At 39.3% G+C, this 22529-nt stretch carries 20 protein-coding genes; 15 read left to right on the top strand and 5 right to left on the bottom strand.

What is annotated here, in order from left to right; all coding sequences use genetic code 11:
* Window positions 1-51 precede the first annotated feature (51 nt).
* The gene (locus C4E06_RS11395; RefSeq protein ID WP_198648556.1) at window positions 52-5463 is read left to right on the top strand and encodes an AAA family ATPase; all 5412 of its coding nucleotides are present in this window, start codon (window positions 52-54) and stop codon (window positions 5461-5463) included.
* Window positions 5464-5466: 3 nt separating this feature from the next.
* Here C4E06_RS11395 and C4E06_RS11390 read toward each other — a convergent pair whose 3' ends face one another.
* A complete protein-coding gene (locus C4E06_RS11390; RefSeq protein ID WP_107668170.1) occupies window positions 5467-6108 on the bottom strand; it encodes a Crp/Fnr family transcriptional regulator in 642 nt (213 codons plus the stop codon).
* 316 nt (window positions 6109-6424) lie between these two features.
* On the opposite strand from C4E06_RS11390, the gene C4E06_RS11385 reads away from it, so the two are divergent.
* The gene (locus C4E06_RS11385) at window positions 6425-7003 is read left to right on the top strand and encodes a M23 family metallopeptidase (protein ID WP_107668169.1); all 579 of its coding nucleotides are present in this window, start codon (window positions 6425-6427) and stop codon (window positions 7001-7003) included.
* 134 nt (window positions 7004-7137) lie between these two features.
* On the opposite strand, the gene C4E06_RS11380 is transcribed toward C4E06_RS11385, so the two are convergent.
* Both C4E06_RS11380 and C4E06_RS11375 read right to left on the bottom strand, forming a co-directional pair.
* Window positions 7138-7989 (bottom strand): M56 family metallopeptidase, encoded by an 852-nt coding sequence (locus tag C4E06_RS11380; protein ID WP_107668168.1) that lies wholly within the window; start codon window positions 7987-7989, stop codon window positions 7138-7140.
* 2 nt (window positions 7990-7991) lie between these two features.
* Window positions 7992-8411, bottom strand: a complete 420-nt coding sequence (locus C4E06_RS11375; protein WP_107668167.1) for a BlaI/MecI/CopY family transcriptional regulator — start codon at window positions 8409-8411, stop codon at window positions 7992-7994.
* A gap of 294 nt (window positions 8412-8705) precedes the next feature.
* Between C4E06_RS11375 and rlmN the strand changes: the two genes are divergently transcribed.
* The 13 genes from rlmN (at window position 8706) to C4E06_RS11310 (ending at window position 18688) form a co-directional block, all read left to right on the top strand.
* A complete protein-coding gene (rlmN, locus tag C4E06_RS11370; RefSeq protein WP_107668166.1) occupies window positions 8706-9749 on the top strand; it encodes a 23S rRNA (adenine(2503)-C(2))-methyltransferase RlmN in 1044 nt (347 codons plus the stop codon).
* A complete protein-coding gene (locus tag C4E06_RS11365; RefSeq protein ID WP_198648555.1) occupies window positions 9749-10558 on the top strand; it encodes an aminotransferase class IV in 810 nt (269 codons plus the stop codon). The genes rlmN and C4E06_RS11365 overlap by 1 nt, the downstream gene beginning before the upstream one ends.
* A 135-nt stretch (window positions 10559-10693) precedes the next feature.
* The gene (locus C4E06_RS11360) at window positions 10694-11110 is read left to right on the top strand and encodes a phosphomannose isomerase type II C-terminal cupin domain (RefSeq protein ID WP_107668164.1); all 417 of its coding nucleotides are present in this window, start codon (window positions 10694-10696) and stop codon (window positions 11108-11110) included.
* An 87-nt stretch (window positions 11111-11197) separates the two neighbouring features.
* Complete coding sequence (locus tag C4E06_RS11355; RefSeq protein WP_107668163.1) at window positions 11198-11656, top strand: DUF29 domain-containing protein; 459 nt, start codon at window positions 11198-11200, stop codon at window positions 11654-11656.
* A 221-nt stretch (window positions 11657-11877) separates the two neighbouring features.
* Window positions 11878-12210: an iron-sulfur cluster assembly accessory protein gene (locus C4E06_RS11350; protein ID WP_107668162.1), complete on the top strand. Its 333-nt coding sequence runs from the start codon at window positions 11878-11880 to the stop codon at window positions 12208-12210.
* Between the two features lie 109 nt (window positions 12211-12319).
* Window positions 12320-12694: a 30S ribosomal protein S12 gene (gene rpsL / locus C4E06_RS11345; RefSeq protein WP_007310088.1), complete on the top strand. Its 375-nt coding sequence runs from the start codon at window positions 12320-12322 to the stop codon at window positions 12692-12694.
* Between the two features lie 134 nt (window positions 12695-12828).
* Window positions 12829-13299: a 30S ribosomal protein S7 gene (gene rpsG / locus C4E06_RS11340; protein ID WP_107668161.1), complete on the top strand. Its 471-nt coding sequence runs from the start codon at window positions 12829-12831 to the stop codon at window positions 13297-13299.
* Window positions 13300-13460: 161 nt separating this feature from the next.
* The gene (gene fusA, locus C4E06_RS11335) at window positions 13461-15554 is read left to right on the top strand and encodes an elongation factor G (protein WP_107668160.1); all 2094 of its coding nucleotides are present in this window, start codon (window positions 13461-13463) and stop codon (window positions 15552-15554) included.
* 118 nt (window positions 15555-15672) lie between these two features.
* A complete protein-coding gene (tuf, locus tag C4E06_RS11330; protein WP_107668159.1) occupies window positions 15673-16902 on the top strand; it encodes an elongation factor Tu in 1230 nt (409 codons plus the stop codon).
* A gap of 109 nt (window positions 16903-17011) precedes the next feature.
* Window positions 17012-17329, top strand: a complete 318-nt coding sequence (gene rpsJ / locus C4E06_RS11325; RefSeq protein ID WP_007304701.1) for a 30S ribosomal protein S10 — start codon at window positions 17012-17014, stop codon at window positions 17327-17329.
* Window positions 17330-17414: 85 nt separating this feature from the next.
* Window positions 17415-17747, top strand: coding sequence for a type II toxin-antitoxin system RelE/ParE family toxin (locus tag C4E06_RS11320; RefSeq protein ID WP_107668158.1), 333 nt, complete (start codon window positions 17415-17417; stop codon window positions 17745-17747).
* 5 nt (window positions 17748-17752) lie between these two features.
* On the top strand, window positions 17753-18103 hold the full coding sequence (locus C4E06_RS11315; protein ID WP_107668157.1) for a DNA-binding protein: 351 nt from the start codon (window positions 17753-17755) through the stop codon (window positions 18101-18103).
* Window positions 18104-18367: 264 nt separating this feature from the next.
* Entirely contained in the window at window positions 18368-18688 is a 321-nt protein-coding gene (locus C4E06_RS11310) for a shikimate dehydrogenase (protein ID WP_107668156.1), read from the top strand.
* Window positions 18689-18779: 91 nt separating this feature from the next.
* Here the strand turns inward: C4E06_RS11310 and C4E06_RS11305 are convergent, their stop codons facing one another.
* Together C4E06_RS11305 and sat are read right to left on the bottom strand one after the other, a co-directional pair.
* A complete protein-coding gene (locus tag C4E06_RS11305; protein WP_107668155.1) occupies window positions 18780-20996 on the bottom strand; it encodes a caspase family protein in 2217 nt (738 codons plus the stop codon).
* Window positions 20997-21222: 226 nt separating this feature from the next.
* On the bottom strand, window positions 21223-22386 hold the full coding sequence (gene sat / locus C4E06_RS11300) for a sulfate adenylyltransferase (protein WP_107668154.1): 1164 nt from the start codon (window positions 22384-22386) through the stop codon (window positions 21223-21225).
* Window positions 22387-22529: the final 143 nt, after the last annotated feature.

The raw sequence follows: 22529 nt of genomic DNA, 5'->3' as shown, positions 1-22529 counted from the left end.
TTTATTTTAAATTAGATAAATTGTTTCTAGAAAATTCATGATCACTAAACTATGAATATGATTATTAATGATTGTCTTATTAGAGAAAAAGTCTATGAAAGTTCTCACTCTTTAATTTATCGTGGTATTAGAGAAATTGATCAGCAACCTGTTATCTTAAAAATTCTGCAAGAAAGTTATCCAGATCCTATCACCCTATCACAGTTTAAACAAGAATATAAAATCCTCAGTCAGCTAAATTCTCCAAGAATAATTAAAAGCTATGGAATAGATAAATATCAAAATACTTTAGTGATTGTTTTAGAAGATTTTGGTGGAATTGCTTTAGACAGTTTATTAAAAGAAAATACCTTAACGCTAGACTGTTTTTTAAAGATTGCTATCAAAATTGTTGAAGGATTAGAAGTTGTTCATCATTATAATATTATTCACAAAGATATTAATCCAACCAATATTATTATCCATCCCCAAACCCAAGAAATAAAATTAATAGATTTTGGTATTTCTACTCAACTTGCTTTAGAAACAACCCAAGAATTTAACCCTAATTTAATTGAGGGAACATTAGCTTATATGTCTCCTGAACAAACAGGAAGAATGAACCGTAAAATTGATTATCATACCGACTTTTATTCCCTCGGAGTCACCTTTTACGAAATGCTAACCAAGCAACTTCCTTTTATTACAGAAGATCCCTTAGAATTAATCCATTTCCACATTGCAAAAAAACCAGTTTATCCCCATGAAATTAATATAAATATTCCTCCAATTATTTCACATATTGTTATGAAACTGTTGGCAAAAACCCCTGAAGAAAGATATCAAAGTGCCACAGGAATTAAAGCTGATTTACAAGAATGTTTACATCAATTACAAGAACAAAATCAAATTAAACCCTTTTCCTTAGGGAAATATGATGTCTCTGATAAGTTTCAGATTCCTCAAAAACTCTATGGTAGAGACAAGGAAATACAGACCTTAATCAATACTTTCGATACCGTTACCAAAGGACACAATGCTATGATATTAGTGTCTGGATATGCAGGGATTGGTAAATCAGTTTTAATTCGTGAAATTTATCCCTCGGTTACTCAGAAAAAAGGGTATTTTATTTCTGGAAAATTTGAACAATTTCAACGAAATATTCCCTATGCAGCTATTATACAAGCTTGTCAAGAATTGGTCAATCAATTATTAACTGAATCCGACCAAAAGATTAGCCAATGGCGTGAAAAATTACTAATGGCTTTAGGGGTTAATGGACAAGTTATTATTGATGTTATCCCCGAAATTGAACAAATTATTGGACCCCAACCAACCGTTATCCCCTTAGAACCGAAAGCAGCACAAAATCGCTTTAATTTAGTGTTTCAAAACTTCTTGAAAGTCTTTACTAAACAACAGCATCCTTTAGTTATTTTTCTAGATGATTTACAATGGTCAGATACAGCTTCATTACAACTTATACAGTCTTTAATTACCACATTAGATGATCAATCTTTATTAATTATTGGTGCTTATCGAGATAATGAAGTTGATTTAGCCCATCCGTTAAAACTAACCTTAAATGATATTCATAATCAAGGGGTGATTACGGAAGACATTTTACTTAATAACTTAAAAATTTTTGAGATTGAAGTATTAATTAAAGATGCCATTAACCTAGAAGATATCAGTCGTAAAAAATTAGCTAAATTAGTTAAGAAAAAAACCAACGGAAATCCTTTTTTTGTTAAAGAGTTTTTGAGTTCTCTTTATCAAAACAAAATTTTAGCATTTGATTATTTTAAAAAACAATGGGATTACAATGAAACTGAAATAGAAGCCTTACAAATTACTGACAATGTTGTTGATTTAATGGCAAATAATATTAAAAATACACCGAAAGAAATACAAGAAATTTTAAAAATAGCGGCTTGTATTGGGAGTAAATTTGATTTATTTACCTTGGGTATAGTTAGTAATAATTCACAAATTAAAACAGCCAATAATCTATTACAAGCCTTAGAAAAAGGATTTATTTTACCCCTAAATAATCAATATAAATTAATTAACAACTATCAGGATGATCAAGAAATTCCCCCTTCATTAAAAATTAGTTATAAATTTTCTCATGACCGAGTTCAACAGGCCGCCTATTCTTTATTATCCAAAGAAAGACAAGAAAAAATACATTTAACCATAGGAAACATACTATTAAATAATACAGCCAAATCAAAACAAGAAGAAAAAATCTTTGATATTGTCAATCAAATTAATATTGGTTATCAACTGATTGATGATACTTTAGAATATGAACAACTGGCGAGATTAAATTTAATTGCTGGAAAAAAAGCCAAAACATCAGCAGCTTATGAAGTTGCTTTAAATTATTTACAATTTGCCATTAGTCTCTTAGAAAAAGATAAACTCTGGACAACTCAATATCAATTTTCTTTAGAACTTCACTTAGAAGCAGCGGAGTCTGCCTATTTAACTGGCCAGTTTGACATCATGGAAGTTTTGATTATCACCATTGTCAAATATAGTCCCTTTCTTCTCGATAAAGTCAAAGCTTATGAAATTAAAATTAAAGCGTATACGTCCCAAAATAAGCTACTAGAAGCCATCGATTTATCATTATCAACCTTAGATTTATTAGAAATAAAGATACCCAAAAATCCGACAAGTTTAGAGGTAGAAAAGTCTCTGCAAGAAACGAAGTATTTATTGCAGGACAAAGTGATTCAAGATTTAGTTAATTTACCCCTGATAACTGATAGTAAGGCCATCGCTTCTTTAAGAATTTTAATCAGTATGAGTATGGCCGCATTTTTGGCAAGTCCTCGACTATTTACCTTAATTGTTACTCAACAAATTAAGTTGTGTTTAAGTTATGGTAACTCTCCTGAAGCTTGCGTTTCCTATGCTTTTTATGGTGAACTTTTATGTCAAATTAGTAAAGACTTTGACGCGGGTTACGAATTTGGAAAACTCGCTTTATCCCTATTATCAAAACTTCAAGCAAAACAACTAGAACCACAAACTTCTTTTATTGTTATCTTATCAATTAGACATTGGAAAGAACCTATAAAAGAACTTTTACATCCTTTACGGTTAGGCTATGAAAAAGGATTAGAAACTGGTAATATTGAGTATGCTATGTGGAATGCTCAACTCTATTGTAATTATTTATTTGCCACAGGAAAAGAATTAAATGACGTTAGCAATGAATTAATTAAATATATAGAAGCTGCTAAAAAAATGCAAAGCAAGAATAGTCTGTATTTTTTAGCAATGAACTATCAACTTGTTCTTAACTTGCAGAATGAGTGTGAATTTTCTTGTCGTTTAGTGGGTGAAGCATTTAACGAAGATCAAATGCTTCCCTTGTATAAAAAAGCTAACTATAATCTGGCTTTATTTCATATTTATACCCATAAAACAACGATTTGTTATCTATTAGGTGAGTTAGAAAATGCTCTAGACTATGCCTTAGAAGGGGAAAAATACATAGGAGAAATGTTAACCGCAGGATCACCAAAATTTCTGTTTTACTATTGTTTAACCCATTTAGCTATCTATGACCGAAAATCTGATGAAGAACAACAGAATATTATTAAAAAAGTAACCCATCATCAGAAAAATATGAAACTTTTATCTAGTCATAATCCTCAACATTATTTAGGCAAATTTTATTTAATTGAAGCAGAATTATCTCGTGTTTTAAGTGAAGAGAAAAACGCCAGAGAATATTATGATCAAGCCATTAAAGCCTTTGAAAAAAGTGATTATAGTCATGAACAAGCCATCGCTTATGAACTAGCCGCTAAATTTTATTTACAAAAAGAACACACCCACTTAGCTTATTACTATTTACAAAATGCCCATTATTATTATAACGTTTGGGGGGCGATCTCCAAAGTAAAAAACCTCGAAGAAATCTATCCCTATTTACTCTCAAAAGATAATATTTCTCCTAATAAAATAAATACAAAAGTAACCGATAAAAGATTCGCCAAAGAATTAGATTTAAATAGCATTTTAAAAGCCTCTCAAGTTATTTCTGGTGAAATTATCTTAAAAAATTTATTAGAAAAACTCATGAGAACCATTATAGAAAATGCTGGCGCACAAAGAGGATTTTTATTATTAGAAAATAATAATAATTGGTTAATTGAAGCAGAAGGCAATATTGATGATGAAAATCTTACTATCTTACAATCCATTCCCATTCATCATTCTGAGGAAACCTCCCAGGATATTAAACTATCGATTCCTATTATTAATTATGTCGCCCATACCCAAGAAAGTATTGTTTTAAATGATGCGACTCAAGAAGGCAAATTTACTCAAACCACCTATATTATCAATAATCAACCCAAATCAATTCTTTGTACCCCTATTATTAATCAAGGAAAACTCAACGGAATTATTTATTTAGAAAACAATTTAACCACCGATGCATTTACCCCACAAAGAGTCGAAATTGTCAAAATTTTATCCAGTTCGGCTGCGATTTCTATCGAAAACTCTCGCCTCTACGAACAGTTAGAAGACTATAGCAAAACCCTAGAGAAAAAAGTTCAACTAAGAACCCAAGAATTACAAGATAAAAATCAACAATTAAACGTAACCTTAGCCAAATTAAAAGCCACACAAAATCAAATTATTGCTCAAGAAAAACTTGCTTCCCTTGGGGCTTTAACCGCCGGAATTGCCCATGAAATCAAAAATCCCCTCAATTTTGTCAATAACTTTGCAGAAATTTGTGTCGAGTTAACAGACGAATTATATGAAGAAATAGACACCCAAAAAGATAAATTAAATGAGGAAACCATCGAATATATAGAAGAAATTTTACAAGATATTAAACAAAATTCTCAGAAAATTCATGAACATGGACAACGGGCCGATAAAATTGTCCATGGGATGTTAATGCACTCCAAAGGAAAACCCGGACAAAGACAACTAACCCATATTAATAATTTATTAGCTGAATCAGTCAATTTAGCTTATCACGGGATGCGAGTTAAAGACCCTTCCTTTAAAATAAAAATTGACACCCATTATGATAACAATATTCCAGAAACTAATATCGTTCCCCAAGATATTAGTCGAGTCTTTCTCAATGCAATTAATAACGCTTGTTATGCTGTTCACGAAAAAAGTCAATCCCATCAGACCAACTTTACTCCCACATTAATCATAACCACAACCGCTAAAGCTGAAGAGATAGAAATTATCATTCGTGATAATGGTAAAGGGATTCCTCAAACCATTATTGATAAAGTATTTAATCCCTTTTTTACTACTAAACCCACCGGACAAGGAACCGGATTAGGATTATCTATCAGTCATGATATTATTGTCCAAGGACATCAAGGACAAATTTTAATCGATAGTAAAGAGAACGAATACACTGAATTAAAAATACTGTTACCGATGGAAAATATTATGGGTAAAAAAAGAATTAAAAGGTAAGCATTAATTTATAACCAGATTAGATTTAATCTTTCCATCAAAGCGATCGCCAGTAATAATAATATGGCGATCGCTATCAAAACTAAGCCATCCTTGACGTTGAAAGTCTCCTAATAACCGAGTCACCGTGACCCGCGTCGTCCCAATGGCCCCGGCTAAATTTTGATGAGTTAAACGCACTTTAATTCGGGTTCCTATCTCAGTGGTTTCCCCCAATTCCTGCTTCAGTAAACTCAGTAATTGTTGCAGACGATCTTCCACTCGTTTCAATCCTGAAATAGCTAATAATGCCTCTGTTTGACGCATTCGACGGGCTAATTGAGTAAAAGCCATTTGACTGAGTTGAGCAGAGTTAGTCAACTCTTCGAGGGGATGCCATTTTAAATAGAGATCCGATAACCCTCTCACTTGATAAGAATCGACACAAGTTAACCAACACCCAAAAAACGTTGCCGGTTGGGCCCATCCTAGCAAAATTTCTTCTCCTTGGGGAGATAACTGACTTAATTGTGCAACGCCACGATAAACTTGCCACACCCCTTCTGTTCCCAGAGGAATCCTTTCCCCTCGTTCATAAAAGTGCAGTCGTCGATCCTCTGTAGCTTCAAGGGACAGAGTTTCAGTAGGGTTATAGGCTAACAGCATTTTAATTTTAGTCTTCCCATCGTTAAACGACAATACTTTACGAGACAGTGTAAAAGATGAAGGTAAACATCAGGTAATCGTCAGATTAAAAGATTCAAGGCAATGGATTAAACTTTACAAAAGTCGATTTTCTGCTACAGTAGCTTACAACTCTTTAACTTTCTTTACGAAGTGATAATCGTTGTCACAAGTTAGGAGCTAGGAGTGTGGTGTGGTGTGGTGTGAGGAGTGTGGAGTTAATACTCCCTCAAGGGATAGAGTTTGACCCTTGATTTCCTCGTTAATGTGTATATATAGCTAAACCATTAATTAATTTATGAAATTTTTATCAAATCGATTAATCATCACTGTTGTCAGCATCTGCTTCGCCTTAACCTTCCATAACCTCGTCGCTGCTTCTGGAGAAGGAGAAGCCGGCTCAAAGTTACGCCCTCTCCCCTCAGATCAATATTTACCTCAAACCCCTGCATCCCCTAAAGGTTATATTTGGCCCTCCCAGGGAAATCTAACCTCTGGCTATGGAATGCGGTTCAATAAATTACACACAGGGGTTGATATTGCTGCGGCCATTGGCACTCCTATTGTGGCTGCGGCTTCTGGTGTCGTCATCTTTGCTGGTTGGAGTAATAAAGGTTTGGGTTATCAAGTCAGCATTCGTCACCCGGATGGTAATGTTAGTGTGTATGGCCACAATCAACGACTGTTAGTCACCTCAGGACAAACCGTCGAAAGAGGTCAACAAATCGCTGAAATGGGTAGCACTGGATTTAGTACCGGACCCCATTTACATTTTGAAATTCGTCCTAACGGTGGAAAAGCCATCAATCCGATCGCTTTTTTACCCGGCCAAGGACCCTCTTTAACCCCTGCTCAAGCTGAGATCGTTGGGCGATAACCCTCGGCATTATCAATTAATCATTGTTTAATTGCTTTTAAACGCTTTCTAGCTTGTTTTGTTTTAGATAAACAATAAAATATTTTTTTTGCTCAACTTTCTTCCGTCAAGAAAAACTCATTAATATCGACAGTTTAACGATGAAAGGGAATAGAAACTAATGGAAGTAAGATTAATAAAATGTAATGCCAATCAATGGCCTCAAATCGAAAGTAATCTGATTCATTAAATAAAGCATCAATTCTTTCTTCGAGTCGATTATTCATTTCAACATCGTTAAACCCTGCTTCTAAAACCCCCAAACCATCACTTGTCACGATTTTCTTAATTTCTTGAGCAATAATCAGTAAAGATTCCGCTAAGGTTAAAGGATCAACGGTTTGAGCGGCTTTTTGATCCGCTCGAATTTCCCTTAATAGTAATAAATCTTGCCAAAGTTCGTTAGTTTGCGGAAGCCAAAAGCTAATCCGTTTTAACCAACCTAACCAGAAAAACCAAAACGTATCATGATAATGAGCGTGGGCTTTTTCATGGGCAATCACTGCTTTTAAATGGTCATGATCGAGGGTTTCTAGTAAACCATTACTAATAATTAATTCAGAATTCCAAAAGCCAACTTGTGCGCTATAGGGCAACGTAAGGTCAATAATTCTCGCAGGATTGTGATTGATGGTTGTTTGAGGATAGCTTTTTATTTTTTGGATAGATAACCACCCTCGATAAGTAATTTCTAACCCTCTGATTACGCTAAATCCTAAGAAAACAATGGTTAATAGATAACTAAACCGACTCGCCTGAAAGCCTAACATTTCTCCATGATAGCCCATACAAATAACGGCGATCGCGGTCATCAATAATAATAAAGGTGGCACCATAAAAGTAATCAGCGATCGCTGCCAACGACTCATTTTATAAGACCATAAAGGACTAGATAAGCGGATTCCTACGGCTAACCCCAACGCAGTTATAATCATCATTAAGTGCATGGTTAAGGATTCCCCCGTTGACGACGAATAGCCTGGAGACGAGTGGCGATCGCCTCTAATTGTTCTAAACTGGTTGTATCTAAACTATCAGCAAATGAAGCGACCATATCAGGATTACTAATCGCCAGAAATTGTTGTAATTGTTCGTAAGCTTGTAGAGTTTTTGCCTGTTCACGGGACACTAACGGTTCCCAGATAAATGCTTTCTTCGTTTTACAACATTTGAGCCACCCTTTTTTCGTCAAACGATTTAACACCGTCGTCACCGAAGCATAGGCCAGTTCCCGTTCGGGATCAGCTAAAATGCGATCGTGGATTTGTTTAACCGTTCCTTGGCCAAAGTCCCAAAGAATTTCTAAAATTTCCGTTTCCAGAGAGCCTAAAGACAGTTTTTCGGGTCGATACTCAGGTAAAGGAGCCATAACTTGATGATGAGAAAAATTAAATAAAATTGCAACCCACTAACCAGGTTGTTGCTGGTTATTTTACTGAGCTTTTTTCACTATTAATGGTAAATATTCTTAAGATTTAAGACTTGTGGACAATTATAACTCAATTATGGGCAACAAGGAACAGACAACTAGGGAAAAGATTAATAACGCAATCAGCTAATCAAGTTATCATATAGGCAGCAATGGCACTAATCACACCCCTAAAGCCAACCCAAGAATAATGCTTCTCATTGGTAGTGAAAGGGACAAACATTTACAGCAATTATGAAAGTACAAGAAGAAATCTTATTAGGTAAATCTGTAGAACAATTAACCCACTGGGTCCAACAACAAGGACAACCCGCTTATCGAGGCAAACAACTCCATCAATGGTTATATCAAAAAGGAGCGCGATCGCTTACAGATATTTCTGTTTTTCCCAAAACCTGGCGAGAAGAATTAAAAGATTATCCTATCGGTCGTTCTAACATTTCTCATTGTACCATTGCCAATGATCAAACTAGAAAATACCTCTTAAGTTTAGGGGATGGATTAATTATTGAAACCGTGGGAATTCCGACCTCAAAACGCTTAACCGTTTGTGTTTCTTCCCAAGTGGGCTGTCCCATGAATTGTGATTTTTGTGCCACCGGAAAAGGCGGGTATACCAGAGATTTAACCTGTGCTGAAATTGTTGATCAAGTCTTAACGGTACAAGAAGATTTTCAACAACGAGTCAGTCATGTTGTTTTCATGGGAATGGGTGAACCTTTGTTAAATCTAAAAGAGGTGATTAAAGCCGTAAAAATCCTCAATCAAGACGTAGGAATTGGCCAGCGATCGCTCACTATTTCCACAGTTGGAATTCCCAAAAAAATCTTAGAACTCGCTCATCATAAACTACAAGTTACCTTTGCGCTCAGTCTTCATGCCCCGAATCAAACCCTACGAGAACAATTAATTCCCAGTGCCAAATATTATCCCCTTCCTAAACTCTTATCCGACTGTCGAAAATATGTCGAAATTACCCGAAGAAGAGTTTCTTTTGAGTATATTTTATTAGGGGGTGTCAATGATTTACCCGAACAAGCCCTACAGTTAGCGAAATGCTTAAAAGGGTTTCAAAGCCATGTTAATTTAATCCCTTATAATCCCATCGCCGAAGCCGACTATCAACGACCTAATAGTCAAAGTATTGGCCAATTTAGCAGTATTTTAGAAGAGCAAAAAATTGCTGTGAGTGTTCGTTATTCACGAGGGTTAGAAGCCAATGCAGCTTGTGGACAATTAAGAGCGATGTCACAGTCATCAGAGGGATCACTTGATTGATGTATTGGTACAATGGCCAGCTATTTGAAGAAGAGACAATTTGTCTATCCATTAACGATTTAGGGTTAAAATATGGGGCGACGGTTTTTACAACCCTTCGAGTTTATGAACAATCCTTAGAACACCCTTTAACGCAATGGGAAGCACATCTGAATCGCGTAAAAAATAGCTTAGAAGCCTTTGGTTGGTGTCTCCCCCATTGGCATCAAATCGCTCAAGGGGCAAGACATTTAATTGCCACCTACCCTGTTTTAAGAATAACCATTTTCCCTGATGGAAGAGAATGGATTACAGGACGTTTGTTACCCGAAAATTTAGGGCAATTGCAACAACAAGGGATTAAAGCATGGTTAGCACCCTATCCCCTCTTTCAACGAACCCTAAATCGTCATAAAACAGGAAATTATTTAGGCGCTTGGTTAGCCCTGCAACAAGCCAAAACCCTCGGCTTTCAAGAAGCGATTTTAGTCGACTCACAAGGTAATTGGCTCGAAACCAGTACAGGTAATCTCTGGGGATGGAAACAAGGAATATGGTACACCCCCCCTTTAGAGGGTAAAATTTTACCCGGTATTGGGCGATCGCAATTAATCCACTGGTTACGTCAACACCCTATCACCGTTGCAGAAAATCCATGGACTCCCTCATGGGTTCAATCCCTAGAAATCATTGCTTATACCAATAGTGTTGTCGAAGTGATTCCCTTTTCTGAGATCGATTGTCAGGGAGAGTTGCTCACCTTAGAGGTGTCCGGGGAACCCTTAGGGATACTGTCTCAGTATTATCAGTCCACAGAAAGATTAAAATAAGCCGTAATATTTCTTTAACTTTTAAAGGTAAGATAAATTTCATCAGATCACAGCCATTTTTAGTAATTTATGCTATCGTGTTGCACAGTTGGTTGAGTCTTTTTAAATTTAGTTTTTGTATAGTTAGAGGATATTATGGTTCAAGCTAAAGAAAATAAGAAAACTGATCTGGCGACTATCCCTTTCTCCGTTGCCCATACAGGGGTGGCAGCCACCGAAATGCGCCCTTGGGGTTCCTTTACGACCCTAGAAGAAGGACCCGGTTATAAGATCAAACGTATTGAAGTTAATCCCGGTCATCGTCTTAGCTTACAAATGCACCACCATCGCAGCGAACACTGGATCGTTGTTTCTGGGACTGCTAAAGTAACTTGTGGGGATAAAGAAGAGATTTTAGGAGCGAATCAATCTACTTATGTTCCTCAGTGTACCTCCCATCGTCTGGAAAATCCAGGGGTGATTAAATTGATCCTCATTGAAGTTCAAAATGGTGAATATTTAGGGGAAGATGATATTATTCGTTTCCAAGATGATTATTCCCGTCATAAATAGTTAAATTTTACTGTCATTAGTCATACTCAATCCTAAATTATCTGTCTGATTCGCTAAAATTAATTAGACAGATTTTTTGTGTTTTTTATGGTTAGTTCTTATCATAGTCAACTCTCTCAACTCTACGACCAAGATTTTGTTTTATGGGTCGATGAAACAGTCAAATCCCTCTATAATAAAGACTTAGAACACATCGACTGGCCACATTTAATAGAGGAGATAGAAGGGTTGGGACGAGAACAACGTCACAAGGTTGATAGTTATTTAGTACAACTTTTAATCCACTTACTATTATATCGTTATTGGCAAGCAGAAAAAGAAAAATGTCAACGAGGTTGGGAAAATGAAATTGACAATTTCCGTTTGGAGTTAGAACTATTATTTGAATCAAAAACGCTTTATAATTACTATTTAAAACGAATCGACGAACTTTATCCTAAAGCGAAGAAACGAGTTATAAAAAAGACAAACTTACCCTCTAATCTGTTTCCTGAAACTTGTCCTTTTACCCCAGAACAGTTATTGAATATTGATTTTTTGCCATAAGGTTTTTCTGGTAATTGTTTAACTTGGTAGGGTGGGTTAGGTGCAGGTTTTATTTTGATGAAAACACAATCAGTTTTGCTCTGCGCCGTAACCCACCATTTTAGCGATGTAGTCCATTCTAGGTCGACACCACACCGTCGGGAAAACCGATTATCAAGTATGTTAATAAACTAACCTTCTCATCTTATAATTAATATTTGAGAGGTTATGATACCTAAACTATGATCGAACTGACATCCGCAGCCATACAAGAAATAAAACGAATGCAAAATAGTCGTCAACAACCGAATAGTTACTTTCGTCTAGGGGTTAAACCAGGGGGTTGTGATGGACTCTATTATACATTTGATTTATCTGAAACTAAAGAAAATAGCGATCGCCTTCAAACCGTAGAAGACATTTCCTTACTGATCGATGAACACAGTTTAAACTATTTATCAGACTTACGGTTAGACTATGCAGAGGACTTAATGGGAGGAGGGTTTCGTTTCCACAACCCCTTAATTGCTACTTCCTGTCGGTGTGGTCTATCTTTTACCCTTAAAGAAAGTTGAAGCCTTTCCTCAAGGACATTGACACAGCATAGTATATATTGGTATGATGGCAATTTGTCAGCGATTTTATAGAATCGAAAGGTCTGACAGTTTTGTTATATATGAAATTATGCCAACCATTCAACAACTCATTCGGAGTGAACGCTCCAAAGCCAAGAAGAAAACAAAATCCCCTGCCCTAAAGCAGTGTCCCCAACGTCGCGGTGTATGCACTAGAGTATATACCACCACCCCCAAAAAACCCAACTCAGCCCTAAGAAAAGTAGCCAGGGTTCGTTTAACATCAGGGTTTGAAGTCACCGCTTATATCCCTGGAATTGGTCATAACTTACAAGAACACTCAGTGGTATTAATTCGCGGAGGACGGGTAAAAGATTTACCTGGAGTGCGTTATCATATCATTCGGGGAACCCTAGATGCTCAAGGGGTAAAAGATCGTAAGCAAGGCCGTTCTAAGTACGGAACCAAAAAACCCAAAGAGTAAGATCAACACTTGAAATAAGCAATATTTAGGGATTATTCTGAACCTTGAAAATGACAAACAGCCCTGATGGGGTCGTTTGATAAACAAAATTGTAAACTCTGTAATGTCAACTTAGTACAAAGGAACCAACCACTATGTCTCGCCGAGGAAACATCAAAAGAAAACCCGTTCCCCCCGATCCGATTTATAATAGTTGTTTATTAAACATGACCATTCGTCGGGTTATGAAGAGTGGGAAAAATTCCGTCGCGGCTGGCATTGTCTATGATGCCATGACCATGATCAAAGAACGGACAGGAGAAGATCCCCTAGAAGTCTTTGAAAGAGCCATGAAAAATTTAACCCCCCTAGTAGAAGTCAAAGCAAGACGGGTGGGTGGGGCAACCTATCAAGTCCCGATGGAAGTGCGTCCCGCGAGAGGAACAACCTTAGCCCTACGGTGGTTAATCCGCTATTCTCGCATCAGAGGGGGTCGTAGTATGGCCAGTAAACTAGCAAACGAAATCATGGACGCAGCCAACGAAACAGGAGCAGCCATGAAAAAACGGGATGAAACCCACCGCATGGCAGACGCAAACAAAGCCTTTGCTCATTACCGTTATTAGAAATAGGGGGGTTATCCGATCAAAACTAAAAGGTAACTTCCTAATTTTATGAAGGATTTAGGGTAAACTGTTGCAAAGGAAAGTATAGAATTGTAAATAGTGTAAACTTATAGACGGCCTCAAGGCAGAAAAACAGCCAGGCAAAGCAGAAGGAGGTAGCTGTGGCACGGAATATCCCCCTAGAGAGGGTGCGAAATATTGGCATTGCTGCCCACATTGACGCGGGCAAAACAACAACCACAGAGCGCATTCTCTTCTACACAGGAATCGCATACAAACTCGGTGAAGTCCATGAAGGGACGGCAACAATGGATTGGATGGCCCAAGAACAAGAACGGGGCATCACCATTACAGCAGCAGCCATTAGTACCAGTTGGCTCGATCACCGCATTAACATCATTGATACTCCGGGCCACGTAGACTTCACCATTGAAGTGGAACGGTCTATGCGAGTATTGGACGGTGTCATTGCCGTATTTTGTTCCGTGGGTGGAGTTCAGCCACAGTCAGAGACGGTATGGCGACAAGCCAACCGCTATCATGTGCCTCGTATTGCCTTTGTCAATAAAATGGATCGAACCGGGGCTAACTTCTTCAAAGTGTATCAGCAAATCCGCGATCGCCTCAAAGCCAACGCCGTTCCCATTCAAATTCCCATCGGCACCGAAAGCGAATTTCGTGGCATTGTGGATTTAGTGAGGATGCGGGCAAAAATCTATCAAGATGACTTAGGGAAAAACATCGAAGATACCGAGATCCCAGAGGAATACCTAGAACAGGCCCAAGAATACCGCGCTAAACTCATCGAAGCGATCGCAGAAATCGACGAAACCCTCTTAGAAAAATATCTAGAAGGGGAAGAAATTACCGAAGCAGAAATTCGACAGGGACTCCGCAAAGGAACCCTCGATAAGACCATCATCCCCATGTTGTGCGGTTCTGCCTTTAAAAACAAAGGAGTTCAACTATTGTTAGATGCCGTAGTGGACTACTTGCCTTCCCCCCTTGATGTTCCTCCCATCACAGGGTTATTAAAAGATGGGTCAGAAGAGACCCGAAAAGCCGACGATGAAGAACCTTTTTCTGCTTTGGCCTTTAAAATTGCCTCAGATCCTTATGGCCGTTTAACCTTTATGCGCGTCTATTCCGGTGTCTTAGAAAAAGGTAATTATGTTTATAATGCCACCCAAGAGCAGAAAGAGCGAATTTCTCGCTTAATCGTTCTTAAATCCAACGATCGCATTGAAGTAGACGAACTCAGAGCAGGGGACTTAGGGGCAGCCATTGGCCTAAGAAATACCATTACAGGGGATACCTTATGTGATGAAAAACATCCCATCCTTCTAGAATCCTTGTATATTCCAGAACCCGTGATCTCCGTGGCCGTAGAGCCCAAAACCAAGCAAGACATGGAAAAACTGTCTAAAGCCTTGCAAGCCCTATCAGACGAAGATCCCACCTTTAAAGTCAGTGTTGATCCCGAAACCAACCAAACCGTGATCGCAGGAATGGGGGAACTCCACTTAGAAATTTTAGTGGATCGGATGTTGCGAGAATATAAGGTTGAGGCAACCGTTGGTCAACCCCAAGTGGCCTATCGAGAAAGCATTCGCAAAGCCAGCGAAGCTGAAGGCAAATATATTCGTCAGAGTGGCGGAAAAGGTCAATATGGTCACGTGGTCATTGAACTAGAACCGGCCGAAGCAGGCAGCGGTTTTGAATTCGTCTCCAAAATTGTCGGGGGTGCGATTCCTAAAGAATTTATTTCTCCGGCCGAACAAGGGATGAAAGAAGCCTGTAACTCAGGAATTATTGCAGGTTATCCCCTTATTGATGTTAAAGTCACCTTAGTCGATGGTTCTTATCACGATGTTGACTCATCAGAAATGGCCTTTAAAATTGCAGGCTCGATGGCCATTCGCAACGCGGTCAAAAAAGCCTCACCAGTCCTCCTCGAACCCATGATGAAAGTTGAAGTCGAAGTCCCAGAAGATTTCTTAGGCGATGTCATCGGGGATCTCAACGCTCGTCGCGGGAATATCGAGGGGATGAACACCGACGACGGACTTGCCAAGATTTCTGCTGACGTTCCGCTAGCAGAAATGTTTGGTTACGCGACCGATATCCGGTCAAAAACCCAAGGACGAGGGATCTTCTCTATGGAATTTAGCCATTATGCAGAAGTCCCTCGTAATGTCGCAGAAGCGATAGTCCTGAAAAACACAGGGAACGCCTACACCTACGACAGTGAATGATTATGAGAAATCAGTGCAGAGTCAGCCATTGATAGTGGATAATAGACTATTGGTAACTGATGATCCAAAAAACCTCACTGCTTAGAATAAAGAAGACAAAAAAAGGAACAATTAATTCATGGCACGCGCAAAATTTGAACGGACTAAACCTCACGTTAACATCGGTACTATCGGTCACGTTGACCATGGTAAAACAACCTTAACTGCTGCTATTACCATGACCTTAGCCGCAGCCGGTAGTGCAAAAGCTCGTAACTACGAAGACATTGATGCTGCCCCCGAAGAAAAAGCACGGGGTATCACCATCAATACCGCTCACGTGGAATACGAAACCCCTAACCGTCACTACGCTCACGTTGACTGTCCTGGACACGCTGACTACGTGAAAAACATGATCACAGGCGCAGCCCAAATGGACGGCGGTATCTTAGTGGTATCCGCGGCCGATGGTCCAATGCCTCAAACCCGTGAGCATATCCTTTTAGCCAAACAGGTTGGGGTTCCTAGTCTTGTGGTTTTCTTGAACAAAGAAGACCAAGTTGATGACGAAGAACTCTTAGAACTCGTTGAACTCGAAGTACGGGAACTTCTCAGTGAGTACGATTTTCCTGGGGATGATATTCCCATCGTTACCGGATCAGCTTTAATGGCCGTAGAAGCCCTTAAAGAAAATCCGATGCTCAAACCTGGGGAAAACCAATGGACCGATAAAATCCTCAAACTTATGGAAGAAGTGGATGGAAATATCCCTGAGCCTGAACGGGAAATTGATAAGCCTTTCTTAATGGCAGTAGAAGACGTTTTCTCCATCTCTGGTCGGGGTACGGTTGCCACCGGACGGATTGAACGGGGTAAAGTAAAAGTGGGCGAAACCATCGAAATCGTTGGTATCAGAGACACCCGCAGCACCACCGTTACTGGGGTAGAAATGTTCCAGAAGACCCTCGACGAAGGGATGGCAGGGGATAACGTTGGTCTCCTGTTACGGGGGGTTAAAAAAGAAGACATCGAACGGGGGATGGTGATTGCTAAGCCCGGATCGATCACCCCTCATACCCAGTTTGAAGGAGAAGTTTACGTTCTCACCAAAGAAGAAGGTGGCCGTCATACTCCTTTCTTCAAGAACTATCGTCCTCAGTTCTATGTAAGAACCACCGACGTAACCGGAACCATTCAAGACTACACTGCTGATGATGGTAGTGCTGTAGAAATGGTTATGCCTGGCGATCGCATTAAAATGACTGTAGAGTTAATTAACCCGATTGCTATTGAACAAGGAATGCGTTTTGCTATCCGTGAAGGTGGCCGTACTATCGGTGCCGGTGTTGTTTCTAAAATTCTTAAGTAGGACAACCAAATAATCCATAAGTGACCAGTTCAGGTAAATGTTATCCTAGCTGGTCACTTAATTTTCCCATCTCTTGTTGTAAATTTCTGAACCTTGACAATTAAACATTATGGCAACTCTAGCACAACAAAAAATCCGCATCCGTTTAAAAGCTTTTGATCGTCGTTTATTAGACACCTCTTGCGAAAAGATTGTCGATACTGCTAACCGTACCGACGCAACTGCGATCGGCCCGATTCCTTTACCGACAAAAAGACGGATCTATTGTGTTCTGCGATCACCTCACGTTGATAAGGACTCACGGGAACACTTTGAAACTAGAACCCATAGACGCATCATTGATATTTATCAGCCATCTTCTAAAACCATTGATGCTTTGATGAAATTAGATTTACCTGCAGGGGTTGAAATCGAAGTTAAACTATAAGTTTGTATAAAATACGCCTACTTTAGCATAATAAGTAGGCGTTTCTAACCCAGGCAGTAACTTATATGTTACTATTGAGCCTAAGATGAAAGTTCAAGAATATATTAGAGAAGATGGCTCAAGTCCCTACGAGAAATGGTTTAACAGTCTTGATGTTCAAGGTGCGGCCAAAGTAACCGTTGCCTTGTCTCGTTTAGAGTTAGGTAATACGTCAAATATTAAGTGGATTAATGGGATTGGGGAATACAGAATTAACTGGGGGCCTGGATATCGAATTTATTTAGTCATGGAAGGGAAACAACTAATAATTTTATTGGGTGGTGGAACAAAAAAGAATCAATCATCTGATATTAAAAAAGCCAAAAAGTTTTACCAAGAGTACAAAAACCGAAAACAACAGGAGAAAAAAAAGACTTAATTATTATGGACTTAACTAGAGATTATATTGAAACAATCAATAAGAGAGTCAAACAAGATGCTGAACTGGCTAAAGCTTTGCTAGACGAAGCTACATCTCTTTTTCTTAATGGGGAACCAGAGACAGCTAGACTTATCTTGAGAGACTTGGTGAATTCAACAATAGGATTTGAAGAACTAGCAAATCAAACATCTAAACCTAGTAAAAGTCTTCATCGAATGCTATCAGCAAAAGGTAATCCGACAATGGATAATTTAACCGCTATTTATTCTATTTTGTGTAAAGAACTAAACGTAAATATTGAAGTGAAAATAAATTCAAGTTCTGAACGAGAACATCAGTTATCAAACGTTTAGTTGAACAAAAGAAATAAACTTATGTCGTTATCATAGACATAGCAATAAGTGCAGCAAACCCCAAGTATGGACGCATTAAACACTCCTCAAAAATAAATTATTTTAGTGTTCTAGACATTCCGATCATAAAATTATTCCTTTTTCCTATTCTCACTAGATAATTTTATCGAAGGTGCAATATGTAAGCATAAAATAAAAATAGTCCCCACCGAGGCCACCAAGGGACATCATCAAATAAATAATTCTTATTTAGGAGTTTAACTCATGAATGAACCTATTACCGTTACTTATGACTTGGTAGAAGTCCTCAAAGAACTAAAACAGGACATCAAAGACGTAAACACCAAGCTTGAGAAACTAAACACCATTGAGGTTGAGTTAGCAGAAATCAAGACAGAAGTAAGAAACCTCAAAGAAGACGTTAGAGACATAAAAACTGTCCAAAATACTTTAGTAAAAGAAGTATCTGACTTGAAAGGTTTTCGTTCCCTAATCCTCCCTTTAATTGTCGGTGGTATTAGTGCCGTTATTGGGGGAATCGTTACGGCAGTGTTTAGATTACCTTCTCTATTATTGAAACCTTAACCATTTTTACGAAGGCAATAAAATAAAAATAGTCCCCTAGCGGACACCAAGGGACATTGTTAAAACATAACTACTTAGGCGTTTAGCTCATCTAAATCACTTGGTACATAAAGCTTAAGGTTGACCAAGCTTTAACATCGAGAATATAACTATCAGGGTTCCCTTCAACCAGGGAATTAGTTTGCTGGCTGGCGGTTTCTAAATCTTCTAACAGTGCTTTAGATACCTCCAAGGGATTTTTGAGGGTGAGAATTTGATCTTTATCGGTTTTAAACTCGGAGATTTTTTTCAGGGCTTCTAAGGTTTTCTGAAAAGGGGCAATGGCTGCGATCGCCAAAATATGCTCCCATCCTTTTGTACTGGAGGTTGTCCAGGTGAGTCCGGTGGAAGTGGCGGGGACAAAATCGTTCCTTCCGGGTTCAATAAATCGTTGTTCATCTTCACTGGGTTCAATGTCTTCTTCATAAGGAGGAACATAAGCGATGGCTTTGCCACTACTATTAATCCCTAATACAAGGTAATACAGGGGCGTTTCTCCTAAATTTTCCAACCGATAACGTAACCGAGTTCCTCGGGGGACTTTGGGTAACCCTGGAATATTATTAGACTCTGGCGTTATGGGTTTATTCTTATCAGTTTCTGCTTGTGGGGTCTGGGTTTTGATGCGAGTGGTTTGCCTTTGTACGATGCCGTAGGGTTTGGGATCAAGACCTTCGAGGGTGACGCGCCAAGGGACTTGAGAGGAGCCTTCATTAAGGGTTAAGCCCCAAAGTTTCATCGTTAGAAGTTTTTCTAGGGTGGGACGTAATCGTTCAATAGCGGATTTTATGGCTTCTCCGGATTTACCAAGGGTATTGGGAAGGGGGACTCCCCCTGGAAGGAACAGGGAGTAAGTTCCTGTTTCTTGGGGTTGGGAGGAGGGAGTCGAGAAAGAGGAACGTAACCCTAAAATACAATCGATGGGTTGTTCTCCTTCTGTCATCACATCGGAGACAATATCAATGGCTGAAAAGGCGCTGGTGGCATCCACTCGCTCAATTCGTTGTAATTGGGGGTCTAAGGCAACGGTTAAACCAATAGTCTTGGGTAAACAACGAACCGATTCTTGTAATAATTGTCCTACGGCTAAAGATTCATTGTCTCCTGGTTGAGAAGAGAGTCGACGAACTTTAGCTTTTAGTCCATTGCGAGAACGCAATTGTAGAGGAACGGATGACGACTGATTAGTTACAGGATAAAAGATGGAGTTAACACCGTAATATCGGACAATATTGGCTGGAAAACCAGTTAAAGTAATGTCCGCTCTTTCTGAGTCTTCCACACTATTAATGAAAGCTTCTGATCCTTGAGATACGGGAGGAAGGAGATAATAGGTAAACAGGGGTTGAGAAGGACTGTTTTCTTGTTGCGGTTCTTGTTGTCCTCCCATGATGGGGAGTATTTGTTCTGTGGTTTTGTTGAGGGTTATATTAACTCGACTGGCAGGAACCGTAGACCATAGATGTTGAGTTAAGGCATAGGTAAAGAGTCCTGCACTAAAACCGTTACCTTTAATTTCTGTGGCCATTTGTTCGGACTTGGCGGCCGAGAGAATGATTCCGGCGCTGCTTCCGGCTTTGCTTTTGGGGAGTTTTTGTTTGAGGTCTGCTTGAAAGGTAAATTCGTCTCGTTCTATCGTATCGGTCGGATAAGGAAACGATCGCACCCGAAGATGCCCTTGAACCGTTTGTCCACTACTGTGATAACTGGTATCGAGAACCATGGTCACTTTATCGGTCAAAAGCGATCGCCCTAATAACCGTAGGGTATCTTCAAGAATATTATTGGTGCTAGGATTGCCTTGGGTTAAGGTAATGCCATCTTGAGCAATTATCCCTGGTAGTTGGCCTTTGGTCAGGGTGGGGACAATATCAGGAGGAATATTAACGTAATTTCCATAACCGCTAAAGTGAAAGATCACCACATCCCCTGCTTTAGCTTGTTGAACTAAATGTTCGATAAAGGCGGTTTCGATGCCTTGACGGGTTGCTTCTTTATCGGTCAAGGTGAGAATATCTTGAGGATTAAACCCGAACCGATGAATCAGTAAGTCTTTTTGTCGTTCAACATCGGTGACACAGCCTTTTAGGCTATATCCTTTTCCATAATCGTTAATTCCCACCAACAAGGCCAGTTTACGATGGGTTGGTTCTGCTAGGGTTTGATAATATTTTTTCAGTTGCCGATTAGAATTTAGCCATGTCAGGCTTTCTTGAGCGACCCCCCAGGTGAGTAAGGTCTGTAAAAAAGTCCGCCGATCCCATTTCATGGTTTCTGTTTGCTCTCTTGGGAAGATACCGCTATTACACTCGCGCTAATATGTATAGGCTTCATTTATTTTATTACATATTTGTTGCTTACAGGGAGTATATCGAAGAATCACAACCATGACAACAATGGAGTAGGGAGTGGTTCTCTGTTTTTGGTCTCTGTTGAACAGGGTGTAGGGGTTAAGAGTTACTACACCCCACACCCATCAGCCAGAGAAGGGATAATTAATTTTGCATGGCTTTAATTAATTCAGCTGCCACTTCTGGACGAGAAAACTGAGGGGGTGGCATTTCTCCCCGTCTGAGCATTTCTCGAACTTTTGTCCCTGAGAGGTGAATGCGTTCTTCTTTGCTACTGGGACTGGTTTTGGTGGTGGCCATTTGTCCGGTTCGCTTACAGTAAAAAGCGTGTTCAAATTTCATGGGAACGATACCCAATGCGTCGGGATCAAATTCATCAAAAATATGTTGAGCATCGTAGGTGCCGTAATAATCCCCTACCCCTGCGTGATCTCGTCCGACAATAAAGTGGGTACAGCCATAATTTTTGCGAACGATGGCATGAAAAATGGCTTCTCTCGGGCCTGCATAGCGCATGGCAGAAGGGTTGATGGCGAGAATTACCCGATCTTGAGGAAAATAGTTATCCATCATAATTTCATAACAACGCATCCGTACATCGGCCGGAATGTCGTCGCTTTTGGTGGCACCGACGAGGGGATGTAAGAACAGGCCATCTACCACTTCTAGGGCGCATTTTTGAATATATTCGTGGGCGCGGTGGATGGGGTTACGGGTTTGAAACCCAACCACAGTGGCCCAACCTCTTTCTTTAAAGAGTTTGCGAGACTCAGCCGGATCAATTTGATATTTGGGGAATAGGGGGTGTTCATCCCGTTGTAATAACCACACAGGACCAGCTAAATTAACGGCCCCTTGATCGTAAACAACTTTCACCCCTGGATGTTTGCTTTCGTCAGTCCTATAGACGTTGACAGCTTCGTGGGTTTTATTATAGTGATACTTTTGGGTCAGTTCTAGCACCCCGATAAAGTTACCATTGGGATCGTCTAATCTCACCCAGTTCCCTTCTTGGAGAGAGTCGGCTACTTCTTCACTCACTGATAGGGTAACCGGAATTGACCAAGGAACCCCATTGCTTAAGTGCATATCTTCGACAACGGTTTCATAGTCGGCCCTTTCCATAAAGCCTTTAAGAGGGCTAAACCCACCAATGGCAATCATAACCAGGTCAGAAGTGGCCCGTTTATCTAGGGTAATTCTGGGGAGTTTGTCGGCTTGGGCTAAAAATTCCTCTTTTTCTGCGGTGGTCGCAATACGATTAATTAATTGACCGCCGTGAGGGGCAATGCCATCTGTTTGTGTCATCTTAATTATATTTTTATAGTAGCTGTCAGGATTTATCCTACCAGGGTCTGAGAACTTTGGGTGAACTAAACTGAATAAATGGACAATTAAGGAAGGTTTAAGAGAATACACTGCTAAAATAGAAGCAATTCTGTCTCAGATGT

This window comes from Cyanothece sp. BG0011 (genome assembly GCF_003013815.1).
In the GTDB taxonomy this organism is placed as follows: Bacteria; Cyanobacteriota; Cyanobacteriia; order Cyanobacteriales; family Microcystaceae; genus Crocosphaera.
The sequence above is the reverse complement of the archived record's forward strand: the minus strand, read 5'-3'. Positions and strand labels throughout refer to the sequence as shown.